The organism is Algoriphagus sediminis, from assembly GCF_030403435.1.
In the GTDB taxonomy this organism is placed as follows: Bacteria; Bacteroidota; Bacteroidia; order Cytophagales; family Cyclobacteriaceae; genus Algoriphagus; species Algoriphagus sediminis.
Window position 1 is genome coordinate 596985 of record NZ_JAUEPH010000001.1, and the last position, 15251, is coordinate 612235.

A 15251-nucleotide genomic window follows, 5' to 3' on the forward strand; every position below is an offset into this window, starting at 1 on the left:
TGCATATTCCTTTGAGCGGTTTTCAGATACTTTTTTCAAGAAAAAAGACAGTCTTAAAGGAGCTGGATTCAAAGCCTAAATTGAATCCATTAGCATCAGCAATCTTTTTTGAAAGTGGAAGACCCAAACCTGTCCCTTTCTCCTGAGTAGTACCATACGAGGTTTTCGCCTGGAAAACGAATATTTCATCCCTTTCTTCTTTTGGGATCTCCACTCCTTCATTGACCACTCTCCAACTAATCAGATTTGGCAGGATTTCCAAAGTGAAAAATACATGAGCCCCAATATCAGAGAACTTAATGGCGTTATCGAGAAGGTTTTTTAAGATGATACTGATTTCATTTATTTTCAATGGCAAGACTCTAGTCTGTCCCTTCACCTCAAACTCAATCAATTGCTTCTTTTGATCTGCCTGCACCTGCATAGCCTTCCTTAGTTCATCAGTGAATTTGACCAAATCTACCTCCTCGATTTTCTGGGTTTCAATTTCGAGCTCTGTCATTACGTAGCTTAGTGTATTATTCAAAACCTTATTTAAGTGGTAGGATTGATCTCTGAGATTTAGAAGAATTTTATCTAAATCTTTTTTATCAAAAAAGCCCTCATCAACCAAGGAAAGTGTGGTACTCAGAGTACCAATTGGATTTTTTAAATCATGAGCCAATAAAGCTAAAAGCCTGTTTTTCTCCTCATTCACTTGCTGGATTTGCATGAGGCTTTCAGTTTGCCTCTGGCTCAAATCCTCGAGTTGCTCAGTTTGTTTTTTATACCTAGATATGAAGAGGTTAAGACCAATGAAAATAAATGAACTACACCAGAAGATGGTGATTAGGTGATCCAGATAAAGACTGGGAATGTCTGCATAATTCCTTACCACAGTGATATACCCTTGAACTTCGAGGTAAAAAACTGTTCCAAAGGCGACCAATGAACCCACAAACCATGCAGGTTTTGCCCAACCTCTAAGTAAAACTGCAAAAACAACGATCAGAATAAAATACGTATAAATCGTAGGCCCCCTGTAACCGTCATTATTGACATAATTAAAAAAGATCCCTACATGGGCGATCACCAGTAAAACATTCAGTACCGGTTCGTAGTAAACCCTTTTTCTGACCATGAAGTAACCCGCTAGAAAAGGGATGGCCAAACCTAGCTTAAGTAGAACCAAAAAAGAATTGAGTCCCAAAAAGAAATCTGAGATAGCCAAAAAAACCATGAGGATGGCCGCAAGCAAGGTGAAGAGTAAAGCTACTCTTTCCTGAAGCTGGGGTAAACCGAAAAAATTATCATCCGTGCGGCCGGAATCAGATTTTTTTAACATTTAGAGGTATTCAACTGGGAAAGCGAATATACAAAGTCCCTAAAAGGCTCAAAAGAAAAAGTTAAGTATTTAAATATTTTTTTAGACTATTTAAAGCCGACATTGTAAAACTAATACTATTGAAGGCTATGGAGAGCTATTCTGTTTCCTTCAGGATCGATAAATACCCCCATGAACCCATGCTCCGGAGAAATTTCCTTTTTAGGAATTAGTACCTTTCCGCCTGCTTCTGACACCCTGGCTAACTCCCCATTACAATCATCCGAATGGAGATATATAAGTGGTCCAGCTTTATCACTAGTCTTGTAAAAGTCCGAATGGTAAACAAGACTTCCAGTAGCCCCAGGACTTTTCCCATCAGTAGGAAACCACCCCATTTTAAAATCTCCCATATCAACCTTTTTGATCTCACATTCAAAAACCTTTTCATAGAAGGAAATAGCTCGATCTAAATCTTTTGTTGGTATTTCAAACCACATGGCGTGTACTACTTTCATATCTCTGGAGTTAAAATTAGGATCTGATTAACTTTATCGGATAAGTTTTACCTGCATTCCACTGGCATACATAAATGTTTTCATCCTGGTCGATGCATACATCATGACAGTGCTTAAAAATTGGTTCCGCCTGAATCATCAATTGAAGCTCCCCATTTTTATATTCTGGAGCTGTTCCACCTGGATTTGAAACTACTTTATTTTCATTATCCAGGATAGTCACGAAACCTGAATTATCGGTCTGATTTAGATATCGAAGTCTGGACCAACAAACCCCAGCATATAGTTCATCCCCATGAATCACAGGCCTGCAAACAAAAGCCCCCGGTAAAAAAATCGTTTCCATGTACTCCCCATCCAGCGTAAACCTTTTGAAAGAATTATGCCCGCGGGATGTACACATGAGCGTAGGAGCCTTGCCTCCCCTACTATCGATGGCTATCCCGTGGGCTGTGCTGAATTGAGCGTCTTCATTTCCCGGGCCTCCAAACTTTCGAATGAAATTACCCTCTTTATCGTATTGAAGAAAATATTGGGAACCATATCCATCAGCTATGTAAAGATCTCCATTAGGTCCTACTGCTGTTTCAGTGGGCACCCAGCCCATTTCCTCTGAATAAATTCCTTCTTTTTGTGGATGAACTATTTCAGAAACTACCACCCCGTCCAAGGTAGTCTTCAAGACTCTCCCACCATTATCTACTATCCAAAGATACTCTGCATCTCCCTCGTCCACTAAACTCAAGCCATGTGCTCTATCCAGCCCCAGGGTCCAAGTTTTGAGCAATTTGCCAGATTGATCGTAAATTATGACATTATTTTTGGCTTCATCAGTCAGCATGATCATTCTCCCTTTTCGATCCATGACCATTTCATGGCAATTCACCACAGGAATCTTTGCCGGGTCGAGCATCCCCCATTTAAGATCAACTTTATACTGGAAATCTCCATGTCCGATTAATTCTTCTTTTTTTGAGTTGATGGAAAAAGCAGGTGAAATACTCATGGCAAGTCCTAGGGTTGAGGTGGTTTTGAGAAAGTCTCTTCGAGATGTCTTCATGAAATAAATTGATATGTTTCAATTTACGGATTTCATCAGGAAGCCAAATAGATTTTGCTATTTTAGATGTTCAACCCAAAAAATACAAACCATGAAACGCTTAACCTTATTTGCTTTGGCACTACTTACTTCACTGGCGGTTAGCGCCCAGGAAATAGCACTTCAGCTTTACAGTCTTAGAAATGAACTTGCAGATAACCCAGGTGAATATTTTGAAATGATTCCCACTTGGGGTATTAATGCGCTGGAAGGAGGTGGCGGATACGGCTACACCGAAGAGGAATTTGATCAGATGCTGGCTGATCATGATATGAGAATAATCGGAGTGGGTGCAGATTACAATCAGCTTTCCGAGGACCTTTCTCCCATCATCGCGAACGCCAAAAGATTTGGTGCCAAATATGCCACCTGCTATTGGATCCCTCATCCAGATGGTCCGATTTCTGAAGAAGAATTAACCGCTGCTACAGATCTTTTTAATGAAGCTGGTGCAAAGCTAGCCCAGGAAGGTATTACACTATTGTATCATCCCCATGGTTATGAATTCACCGAAACTGAAGATGGGTTTTTAATAGATTATATGTTTGAAAACGCTAGGAATTTTAAGTTTAACATGGATGTCTATTGGGTTCAGCAAGGAGGTGGAGATCCGCTTAAATACATGAAAGATTACCCAGGTATGTTTCCTGTTCTTCACATGAAGGACAGACAAAAAGGCACAGCAGACACTAAAAATGGGCACGCGGATGTTGAAACCAATGTAGTCCTGGGTACAGGTGATTTAGACATCAAGGGAATTATCAAAGAAGCCAAAAAGCAAGGCACAGAATATCTGGTCATTGAGGATGAAAGCTCCAGGTCAGTAGCTCAAATACCCCAAAGCGTCAAATTCATCCAGAAACATCTGAAATAAGCCTAGACTAAACTTCAGCAGGATCAAAGATGAGAGGAAAGAATTTTCCTTCCAGCTTTGATCCTTTTTTAATGGCTGGAACTCCTTCCAGCAAAGGCTCATCCGAGTCAGAAAGGGTTCCATCTGCAAATACATTTAGCACAAAGGCCTTTCTGGATCGATCAGAATAATTGGCAAAACTCCCATGTACCAAAAGTGGGTGATGAAATGCCCCATATCCAGCTTTTAATGGAATGGCCACAGGTTTGAAATCTGCTTTTTGCTCCTCTGTCATCATCTCCATCAGACCATCCATCTCACCTGCCAGAGCTGGTTTCTCTAGCAAGCCCCAACGATGAGATCCTGGGACGTATTGAAGGCAGCCGTTCTCTTCATTTGCATCATCCAGCCCACACCAGCAGGTGAGATGCTGCATTTCAATGGTTCTGGTCCAGTAGCTGTAATCCTGATGCCAAGCTACATTCCCACCATGGTGTGCAGGCTTACAGAATAGCTGATCATGCCAAAATCTTACAGGCCGATCACCAAGCAGCTGGGAAGCCACCATTCTAAATGCAGGATTCCAGATCACATCATGAAAAGCCTGATGAATTCTCCAGTGTCCAAGAGAATGAAAAAGCACCTTATTGGGATCACCAGACTCATTACTATGAAATTCATGGAATAGACCATGCAAAGGATGCTTAGGGTCCATCACCTCATCTAGTGCAGATTTTAAGGCTTCGATCTGATTTTCATCCAAAAGCTTAATTCCAGCTATGTAGCCATTCTCTTCAAAGAACTCTAGCTGCTCATTGCTCAAGCGATATTGCTCCCAATCGGAGGCACTTTTTGGCTGGGAAAAGAGATCAGAAACGGGTGCATGAAAATCTGCCAAATCTTGCATAAGCCTAAGTTTTATTCATGAAAAGATAAAAATAATTTTCTGACGCTTGCCCTTTCTAACTGTTGACTGTTTCAAGTTTCTACAATCTCTCCATTAAAGGAGGATGTGAATATTTCACAAAGACAAACCATGGGTGTGGATTGATATTGCTAAGGGGAGATAAACTTAAAGAAAACTTTTCCCTGATAAACCATATTCAATCAATAGACAACTCCACATCTTTCTTTACTCGATAAGTAAGCAAAATATAACTTTCGGGATCATCCATATTTATGCCTTGAATTATGCTTTCATAGGGGTTTAAGGTCAAGTCTACTTTGGACCTTATTTCTGAAAACATAGAAAAAGGAATAATTAAACTTAAATACCCAGGCGTATGATTATAGCTCGAAGGAATCGAATTAAAATTCATCAGCAAAGAGAGGTCATTCACTAGTTTGGTCACTTTAAATGCCTCATTTGACTGTTTATCCCATAAAACTAAACCCAAGTTCCCTGAGTCCATGATATCCAATAACATGAAATCTCCACCGTCGATATGATTTCCCAATAAGTAAGCCAAGCCTTCATTGCGACTTATGAACAAGTATTCGCTAGCATTACGTTCGGGATGCTTCAAAAGTAAGTCTCGACTTGAAAAAGAAAATCGAAAAATATCATCAATTCGATTTTTTTCAATGTGGACAAAAATCGGTGAAAGAATATCTTGAAAGTAAAAACTATCTTTTCCGAACTCGGGATACAGGAAATTAATTTTTCCTACATTCTTTTCTTCAGACGATAACCGAGAGTAATTTCCGAAAGGGAAAATCGGCTTTGAGAAAGCTTCATCGTAGAACGCTATTTTACTACCATCCACAAATGAGCCATCTGTGATTGAAGTGATAAATCCATCAGATGATATTTCAATATCATCGATTGCACCAACCGAACTTAAGATATGTTCACTTAACAATTTTCCATCTAAGGTATACTCAATTACCTTTCTTGACATGTTACAGTGAACAAAGACTTCATTTTCGTCACTAGATAAAACAATGCCATGTGGGTTTAAATATTTCCCTGGGCCATCTCCATTTTCAGCAAATTGTGCAATTAATTCTCCCTTGAAATTAAAGGTTGAAACCGTTTTACTTATCCTTGAATCTAAAACTGTAATTATCCTATCCCCAATGATCATTTGTTGAACCTCACCAAGAGGAATTTCTGATGGTAAGGGAACGAAAAAACAAGTGTCAAACAATTGAGAAAAAAGTAATTCTTTGGGGTTTTCAAGATCAATCTCGATTTCTGTAAAATTTGTTTGATTATTTTCCACCCTTTTGCAGGAAAAAATTAAAAACAAACTGAAAAGACTCAATTGGAGCAGCTGCTTCATAAAAAGGTTTATTTGAGTATTCACATTTTGTGAATACTCAATTCATTTAAGTTATTAAGAATTTATCAACCTCCGAAACTAGGACATTGAGGTGCGTCCGCTGGAAATGCACAACACTGGTTTAGCATTGCCCTGCAATCGTCATAAGGAAGAACTGTAAAATCCGTTGGGTTTCCAGAACTTCCATAGCATACTGTTCCATTCGTGAAACCTTCATGATGATTGAAATGTCCTTCACCACATCCAAACGCTAAGGCTACATTCGAAATTTTTGTGTAACTAAGTTTTCTTGGCTGTCACTCCGTAAATCAACAGCCAGAACTCCTAAAAACAGAAGAAATGCAAAACTGAATAAATAAAAGATTTCCCTTTTCATGATTAATTAGTTTAAAAGTGAAACTTATTGGAAGTTGAAAAAAAAAAAAAATAAATAATCAAAGGTTTGAATGATTTTTTCTATATGCTTAGTTGACTGATAGTTTACAAATTTTTGATTTCCAATTGGTTACCTCAGCTAACATAAACTAAATCTTATTTTCTAATTTATCCAGTCTCTCTAACAATGGAGGATGTGAATAGTTCACAAAGACAAACCAGGGATGCGGGTTGATATTGCTAAGGGACTTGACAGAAAGCGTTTTGAGCGCTTCCGCCAATGGCTTTCCGGCGAAGGTATCTCTCGCATAAGCATCTGCCTCGAATTCATTCTTTCTGCTCAGCCAGTTCATCACGATTCCGATCAACATGCTTATGGGTGAAAAAAGCATAATGAAACCAATCAGATTAAGTTCTACTGACCATTCTTGACCTCCCAAAGCCAGGCTCATTTGCTCATTAAAAATAAACTGAGCCAACACAAAAAGCAGAAGACCTATCTGGAGGATCGAAGCGACCATCCCCCAGATGATATGCCTTTTTTTATAATGTCCCACTTCATGAGCAAGTACTGCGACCAGCTCATCTTCGGTGTGCTGTTCAATTAGCGTATCAAAAAGAACCACTTTTTTCTGTTTGCCAAAGCCCGAGAAAAAAGCATTTGCCTTGGAAGATCGTTTACTTCCATCCATCACGTAAATATTGGACAGGGGAAAATCTACCGATTTTGCATAGGCAACGATCCTCTTCTTCAAGGGACCCTCCTCCAAAGGCGTGAGTTTATTGAATAATGGAAGGATGATAGAAGTGTAAAACAGGTTCACAAAAACCATAAACACAGCGGCAATGATCCAAAACTGCCACCAGAAGTTCTCGCCCATTTGATGTATAAGCCAGAGGAAGAGAATCAAAAGACCTCCACCTATAATCATAGAAAGTAGGTAGCCCTTAAACTTATCTGCAAAAAAAGTTTTCACTGTGGTTTTATTGAATCCATACTTTTCTTCGATGACAAATGTTCCGTAATAATCAAAGGGCAGACTTAACAAATCAGATCCGATAAAGATCAAGGCAAAAAACACAACCGATTGAAGTAAGGGTGAAATTTCAAATGAATTGACCCAGATATCGATCTTCCCAAACCAACCTAAGCCAATAAAAATCAATGTGATTAAAAAGGAAACAGTCCCGGTTAGAAGTCCAAACCAGAAATTTTCTTTTTGGTACTCCTTGGCTTTGCGAAGCTTATCCTGATCCAAATGATCTTTAAGGCTAGGAGGAATATCAGGGACGGGCTGCTTATTATTTAAAAAACTCAACAGCTTCTCCCAGAAAAACCCAAAAACCAAAACCCCAATCAAAAGATAGGTGAGAATTTCAGCTGACATGTAAATTAAAACTTAGGACACGGAAGTATGGTATCTCTCCGGTTTGGTTTGCCCTGATACTTGTTTGGTAAAGTCCAGGAAACACTTAATTCGTGTGCTCCCCCCGACTGGATGCCCAGCTGGGAAACGGTATAATCAAAGCTGTAACCAATGTTCAGACCGCTTAATAGATTCACTCCCACCATCATCACGATGGCATCACGGTTACTTTGGTCCTCCACAGGCTTATAAGGTAAACCTCTATACCAAAGTCCAAACACAATAGGCTCCACATAAAAATACGCTCCCACATCCAATTGCTCAAAAGGTCCTTGGCGCTTATAGTTAATGGTAGGGGTAAAATATCGCTCTTTACGCATGTGGGTGAAATCCCTTCTTAAGGAACCCTCTCCTAATGATATTCTATACCCTGCATGAAGCGAGAATTTAGTGGGCAAGGGGCTTACTCCATCGATAAATGACTGATTTGGGCTATTCACATGATGGGCCGAACCACCTATCCAGAAGTCTTCAGTAAAGAAAAGCCCTCCAAATGAAAGCGAAAGCATATTGACTGGATCACCAAGACCTGGAATATCTGTTCCTGGTAAAAGGGGACCAAAGGGATCACTTGGGTTAATCTGATTAGCAAATACTAGGTTTTCGAAGAAACCGATTTCTCTTCTGATGTAGCTTGCCTGAAATCCAGGCCTGAAGTAAGAATTCTCCCCTAATCGAAGTTCATATGAATAAAGCGCCGAAATAGTAGTGGAGCGAAGTTTTGCTGCACCTTCGGTATCCTGCATGACCATTACCCCCACTCCACTATTATAATCTGGCAGATAAGTATCATAATAAGCAGAGAATGTAGTAAACTGTGCATCAATGCTGGGCCATTGATTTCTATAATTAAAACCAATTCTACCGGTTAGCTCCCCTCCAGCCATTGCCGGATTGAGATATAAGGGGGCCGCATAGTATTGGCTGTACTGAGGGTCTTGCCCAAACGCCGGTGTAATGCTGGAAATACCGAGAATTACAAAAAAAACAATGTAAATCGAAGACCGTAACAAGTATTTGTTCGTTAATTTGAATATTCAGTCGCCCTTTAAAACGTTTAGTGTCTGTTCTTGTTTTATAAGCGACACGAAAAGTATGAAAAGACCACTTAATTCCATAAGGTTGAAGTCAGTTTTTGCTCTATGTACATTTTTTATTGCTTTCTGTCTTTCATCTGTCTCATTGGCTCAAGGCTTTAATGACAATGAATGGATTTTTGGGTATTGTGGTGCTGGAACACCAAATAATTATCTATCCTTCGGCAAAGGTGAAACCGCCACAGTTCAGACATTGCCAGGTACTGTCCTCATCGGACAAAATAACAATGCTATAGCTATTGACCCGATTACGGGCCAACCATTATTTCTAACCAATGGCGAACTAGTCTATGACAACAGTTCAAATCCCTTGCAAGGATCAGCACCAGGCCTTAACGGCAATATTGATGGACGACAGACCGTAGCCACAGGGTTTTTGGAGTACGATCCAGAAGGAAATAAGCTTTTTTACATCTTCTACATTTCCCCAGGAGGTCAGCTTCAATACTCTCTGGTAGATATGAATGCACCAGGGCAGGCTGTTGGAAATGAAAGACCCCTGGGAGAGGTTATTTCTAAGGACAATGTTATTGGAGATGCTGAAGGAGCATTATTGGTGGTTAAGTCTCCGGCTTCTCCGTCCTATTTAATCAGTTTTGATAATGGCAATATTGTTTCAAGAAGGCTTGATTCTGGGGAGGGTAATTTTACGGTCACCGATACAGAAAGCATTGGTTTTACTCCAGAGGCAATTGTTTTTGATGCTGATCAGCAGAAACTAATCCTTATTCCTCCAGGTACTGGTGGTGAAATCGTTGTACTGGATTTTGATACAAGTTCTGGAACATTTGGAAATCCTCAAGTCATTGATCAGTCAGGTGGTGCCGAGCCATTTGGTGGAGCCGAATTCTCCCCTGATGGAGCTTTTATTTATTTTTCCAGAGGAAATGATTTACTCAGAGTTCCTACAGATGATCTTTCAGCTGATCCGGAAGTTATGCCACTGGATGATTCATTAGAGGCTGTATATGATATCAAAACAGGGCCTGATGGCAACTTGTACTATCTCTATGAGGAAGTGGATGGAGGTCCTCAATTAATAGGCAGAGTAACCAATCCAGACGAAACAGACCCTTTAGGCATTAATGTAGAGTCCGACCCATTTAATGGAGTAGATTTTTGCGGTACAATCTTTCCTACTTTCGCCCCAAATGCGGACATCGACCCAACCGTGAGTTTCACCTGGCAACCTGATATGCCTTGTGCGAATAACCCAATACAACTTACAAGTGAAATAACACCTGAGAACTATCGGCCAGTAAGCTTTAACTGGGAGTTTGACCCACCATTAGTCGATTCTCTAGGTAACCCAGTCGATGGAGAATATAATCAGGAGCATTTCTTAATACCTGCAGATGCAGCTACAGGTCAAAGTGTTTCTGCTACTTTAACAGTGACCTTCGCTGATGGAGTTACCCGCACCGCGACGAATACTATTCCATTGACTGAAAATAATCTTGAAGCCAATTTCACACCCCAAGACACTACCATTTGTGAAGGCCAATGTGTGGATATTGGAGCTTTGCTGGAGGCACAAGCCATGGAAGGCGAGCAAGGAGGTGAAGCGCCAGGAGGTGGTGGGCAGAATTACGAATATTTCTGGTCTAACTTCAGAGACGAAGGGTGGACAAATAGGCAAGAAAATGAGGTTTGTTTACCAGGAACATATTGGGCGCTGGTAAGAGAACCAGGCTCTGAGTGCTATGCATATGCTGAAATCAGAGTTCAAGTCTGGGACCTTCAAGACCAATCGAATAATGTCTGGCTCTTCGGGGACGGCGCAGGACTGGATTTTAATCCAGACCCAGATGATCCGGATGCCCCTACACCAAGACCAATCGAAGAAGCGCACCCGAGAGATATTCCTGCGGGTACTACCACGATTTCAGGTTCAGATGGGCAAGTTCTTTTCTACACAGATGGACAGTCTGTTTGGGATTTGAATGGAAATCTGATGGAAAATGGAGAGGACATCGGGGGAGATAATTCCTCAAGCCAGTCCGTGATCGCTGTGGGAGTTCCCCAAGATGAAACCCTATACTACCTATTCACCACCCAAAGGTCAGCAAATGGGCAAAATGAAGTAAAGTACTCCCTGGTTGATATTAAAGCCCAAAATCAGAATGGTGTGGGAAACGTCACAACCAAAGATAATTTCCTCTTCAGCCCTTCCACAGAACATAGCGCAGCCTTAAGCTCTGGTGACACCACTTGGGTGATGTTCCATGAGTTGGGAAATAACACATTCAGGGCCTACCCAGTCACTGAGAATGGAATTGGTGAACCCGTCCTAAGCTCAGTAGGAAGTAATCACGGCTTTAATTCTGGAGTTGGTGCCATGAAGTTCAGCCCTGATGGCTCACAGCTGGCCGTAACCATTTCCGAAAATGGCTGTAACAAGCTTGAGATTTTTGATTTCGATCAGAGTACAGGGGAACTTACAGAATATGCCAGATTAGATTTAGGATGTGATGGCGATGTTTATGGTTTAGAATTTTCAGACAGTAGTGAGCGGATACTTGTCTCCTACCGGAATGGTGGACCTGGAGTCGAAGAGTTTAATATCCGTGCAGTAGATAATGACGATCCTGATGCAGCCACTTGTCCTTCTTGCTTCCAAAATGCAGATGATCGGCCTGCAATTGAAAGCTGTATTTTAAGTACCCGAAATACCATTGATCAGACTTCAGGATTGGACCTCGGTGCACTTCAAATTGGTCCTGACGGACAAATTTACGTTGCGGTAGTTGGCTCAAATCAAATTGGTCAAATCAATGTCGGTGCTGGTTGTAATGCAAATTCCACCTTTAATCAGGATGCTGTGGATCCGATGCCCGGAACGACTAATCTTGGCTTGCCATCCTTTGTGCGGAATTCTGGAAGTTCAATTCCTGAGCCTGCTTTAGCTTTGCCTGCAAGGTTGTGTTTGGACCCTGATGAGGGAGCCGGAGCCTTATTCGAAGGTGGAGGAGAACCAGATATTGATTCTTACTTCTGGACAGTAATCAGTGATGATGGTACAGTTCTTCAGGATGAATTCGGAGGACCAGGTGACCAATTCCAGACCTTGGAACAAATTTTTACTGAGCCCGGAACATACACCGTGTCTTTGCGAGTGGATCGATGTGGCGACCCTGATTATTTCTTTGCCGAAGGCGAGGTTTTAGTTGAAGCCCCACCGGAGCTAACCCTTCCAGATGCCATTACCTTCTGCTCCGAAGAACCTGCTACCTTGACAGCCATAGATGATTATGATCCATCAGAAGGTCTTTATGATTTCCTATGGACCGACGCCGGAGGTCAAGTTTTTGGTGACGAAAATTCCAATTCCATAACTGTGGATGAAGAGGGAATATATACTGTAGAAGTGAGCTACAGAGTGCCTGATGGGTTGTCGGATGATGAGGCTTTGCTATTTGAATCCTGCCCGTCAACTGCCGAAGTATTTGTTGGACCTGCTTTTGAATTTGATTTGGACCAAACCTCGGAAGAAGTCTGCTATGAAGACATTAATGTGCTATTTGCTCCGAATACTCCCATAGAAGGACAGTATTTCTATGAGCTAAATGGTGATGGAAATAGGGTTTCGCTGGGAACCTTCTTTGAGCTGGACCTAAATATAGAAAGCCTCCCTGGCCCAGGACAATATGAAATCATCTTCGTAACTCAGGATCCAATTCTTGATGGATGTACCATTGAGAAAAGGATTGATCTTCTTGTCAATGAATTACCTCTATTTGAGGCAACTCAGACAACAGCAGCGACGGACTGTGCATCTGCGGATGGGGCCTTCAGCATTACCATGCAGGCAGCTGCTGAAACAGTGACAGTCGTAGAAACAGGGGAGAGCTTCATGAATGTTAATGCCGGTGATATTCTGGAAATCCAAAACTTAAACCCTGGAGTTTACACCATTGAGGCCGAGAATGGAACGGGCTGCTTCTACACCGCAACAGTTTCAGTAGAGAATCTTAATCCTCCAGCTGGTTACTCAAATACAGTTACCGTAAATGATGAAATTTGTACTCCAAACGGTGTTGGAGATGGCAGCCTCACTATCACTTTTGGTGCACCCATTTCAGGAAGCTATTTATTGACTCGGCAGGGTGATGGTCTTGAGTTTAGCGGAACTTTTACCAGTGTCGATTTCATACAAGTTCCGGTTCCTGAGGGTGAATATGCCATAGAGCTTTTAGATCCTTCGAATTGCTCGATTCCCGATCCAAATTTATACCAAGTGGCCGAGCGAAATCAAGTGGTATTCTCAGCTCCTTCCAATTTTACAGCCTGCGGTGAATTTACTTTTGAGCCAAGTTCGGAATCGGCATTAGATTACACTTTGAGAGATTCGGGTGGGGCAATAATTAATCCCAATGCGGACGGCACTTTTACTATTTCTCAAAGTGGAGCTTACACGCTTTTGGGTGAAGATCCGGCTGGAATTGATTGCCCGTTGGAATTAACCTTAAATGCAGACATTACTCAAATCATTGATTTCGATCTTTCTGGCCCCATCACAGATTGCCAGGCAGGAACGACTTATGAAGCGATTTTGAATAATGCTGATCCTGCTGATGTTATTTTCCTTTGGAAGGATGAAGGTGGAGTGATCGTAGGTAGATCACAATCCTTTACTCCTCCGCGAGATGGGAATTACTCACTCGAAGTCCAACCTGCTTCGGGAGGACTTTGCCCAGTGAATAGCATTGATTTCGTAGCTGAAAATCTGGAGGAATCTGTAGATGTAAACTTGGATGTAACTCCATTTTGTGGTGATCAGACCACCACAATAATGACTCTAGAAGCAGATCTCACAAGTGTAGCAAACATTGAGTGGTATTCTGTTCAGGGTGGAACTCGAACCAGAATCCCTCAATGGGATGATCTTCCTGTAGTAGAAACTGATCAGGAAGGAACTTATGAAGTTCTTTTGCGAAGTGCTGCCGGGTGTGATCTGGGAAGAGCGAACGGAACCGTGGTGAGGTCTACTATTTTACCTCCGGTTGTACCAAGTGGATTTACCATTTGTGCAGTTGAAGGAGTGACACTATCCATAGACCCTGGGGTTTATGATAATTATTCATGGGTTTTAAATGGAGAAGAGGTTTCTACCGATGCCGTCTTTACCCCAACCGAACCTGGGATTTATGAGCTTACAGTTTCGGATAATTTAGGTTGCGAATTCGTGGAAACTATTGAAGTTTTTGAAGATTGTGCTTTAAGAATAGTATTCCCGGATGCCTTGGTTCTCAATGATCCTAACCGAAACTTCATCCTCTATGCTAATGAATACATTGATGATGTAAATGTCTACATCTACAATCGTTGGGGTGAATTGATTTTCTTCTGTGAGCATGAAAATATCGAGCCTAGACAGGAATTTTGCCCTTGGGATGGAACGGTTGGTGGAGAATTTGTACCAAATGGAACATATGCCGTAGTAGTTGAGTTTACCAGTAGAGATCAAAATTTAACCCAAACGCAAACCAAAGCGATAACAGTAATAGAGTAACATGTTGATTCTTATTTCACCTGCAAAGACTTTAGATTATAGCGCCCCAGATTATAAAGGACACACCATTCCGGAATTCCAATCCGATATAAAGTCACTAGTTTCTGTCATGAAAAAAAAGTCCCCAGCTCAATTGAAAGAGCTTATGGGTATCAGCGACAATCTGGCAGAATTGAATCGAGAGCGATTTAAGTCTTTCCAAAAGGAATTTAACTTCAATAACTCCAAGCAGGCGCTTTTGGCCTTCAAAGGAGATGTTTATACAAAAATAGATGTAGAAAACTACAGCGAGGAGGATTTCGATTTCGCTCAGGAACATCTAAGAATTTTATCAGGTTTATATGGCCTTTTGAAGCCACTTGACCTTATCCAGCCTTACCGCCTCGAAATGGGGACCAAAGTTGAAAACAAAAAAGGTAAGAACCTTTACGAATATTGGGATACAAAAATTGCCAAGGCAATCAATAAAGCCGCTCAAGGTCAGCCGATTGTAAACTTAGCCTCAAACGAATATTTTAAAGCAGTCGATAAGAAAGCCCTAAAAAGTCCTGTGATCAATATTAAATTCAAGGAATTTAAAGATGGAAGCTATAAAACCATTGGCTTCTTTGCAAAGCAAGCTAGAGGTCTTATGACTAATTTTGCGATCAAAAATCGAATTGAGGATCCTGAAATGCTAAAGACTTTTAATGAGGAGGGCTATGAGTACTCCGAAGCTTTAAGTAAGGAGTCTCAATGGACCTTTGTAAGGTAATTCAATAATTTTCAAATACTTAAGAGGG

General features: G+C 41.2%; 10 protein-coding genes. 3 read left to right on the forward strand and 7 right to left on the reverse strand.

The window, feature by feature from the left end:
* Positions 1–22: 22 nt before the first annotated feature.
* The 3 genes from QVH07_RS02540 to QVH07_RS02550 form a co-directional block, all read right to left on the reverse strand.
* Positions 23–1324, reverse strand: a complete 1302-nt coding sequence (locus tag QVH07_RS02540) for a sensor histidine kinase (RefSeq protein ID WP_289998559.1) — start codon at positions 1322–1324, stop codon at positions 23–25.
* Positions 1325–1440: 116 nt separating this feature from the next.
* On the reverse strand, positions 1441–1821 hold the full coding sequence (locus QVH07_RS02545) for a VOC family protein (protein ID WP_289998560.1): 381 nt from the start codon (positions 1819–1821) through the stop codon (positions 1441–1443).
* Positions 1822–1837: 16 nt separating this feature from the next.
* Positions 1838–2881, reverse strand: coding sequence for a twin-arginine translocation signal domain-containing protein (locus tag QVH07_RS02550; RefSeq protein WP_289998561.1), 1044 nt, complete (start codon positions 2879–2881; stop codon positions 1838–1840).
* Positions 2882–2972: 91 nt separating this feature from the next.
* Between QVH07_RS02550 and QVH07_RS02555 the strand changes: the two genes are divergently transcribed.
* On the forward strand, positions 2973–3794 hold the full coding sequence (locus QVH07_RS02555) for a sugar phosphate isomerase/epimerase family protein (RefSeq protein ID WP_289998562.1): 822 nt from the start codon (positions 2973–2975) through the stop codon (positions 3792–3794).
* Positions 3795–3801: 7 nt separating this feature from the next.
* Here the strand turns inward: QVH07_RS02555 and QVH07_RS02560 are convergent, their stop codons facing one another.
* The 4 genes from QVH07_RS02560 to QVH07_RS02575 form a co-directional block, all read right to left on the reverse strand.
* The gene (locus tag QVH07_RS02560) at positions 3802–4680 is read right to left on the reverse strand and encodes a phytanoyl-CoA dioxygenase family protein (protein WP_289998563.1); all 879 of its coding nucleotides are present in this window, start codon (positions 4678–4680) and stop codon (positions 3802–3804) included.
* A gap of 196 nt (positions 4681–4876) precedes the next feature.
* Positions 4877–6058, reverse strand: coding sequence for a DUF4934 domain-containing protein (locus QVH07_RS02565; protein ID WP_289998564.1), 1182 nt, complete (start codon positions 6056–6058; stop codon positions 4877–4879).
* Between the two features lie 524 nt (positions 6059–6582).
* Complete coding sequence (locus QVH07_RS02570) at positions 6583–7821, reverse strand: M48 family metallopeptidase (protein ID WP_289998565.1); 1239 nt, start codon at positions 7819–7821, stop codon at positions 6583–6585.
* A gap of 5 nt (positions 7822–7826) precedes the next feature.
* Positions 7827–8873: a PorP/SprF family type IX secretion system membrane protein gene (locus tag QVH07_RS02575; protein ID WP_289998566.1), complete on the reverse strand. Its 1047-nt coding sequence runs from the start codon at positions 8871–8873 to the stop codon at positions 7827–7829.
* 82 nt (positions 8874–8955) lie between these two features.
* Here QVH07_RS02575 and QVH07_RS02580 point away from each other — a divergent pair, with 82 nt between their 5' ends.
* Both QVH07_RS02580 and yaaA read left to right on the forward strand, forming a co-directional pair.
* Entirely contained in the window at positions 8956–14469 is a 5514-nt protein-coding gene (locus QVH07_RS02580) for a T9SS type B sorting domain-containing protein (protein WP_289998567.1), read from the forward strand.
* A gap of 1 nt (position 14470) precedes the next feature.
* Positions 14471–15223, forward strand: coding sequence for a peroxide stress protein YaaA (yaaA, locus tag QVH07_RS02585; protein WP_289998568.1), 753 nt, complete (start codon positions 14471–14473; stop codon positions 15221–15223).
* Positions 15224–15251 lie beyond the last annotated feature (28 nt).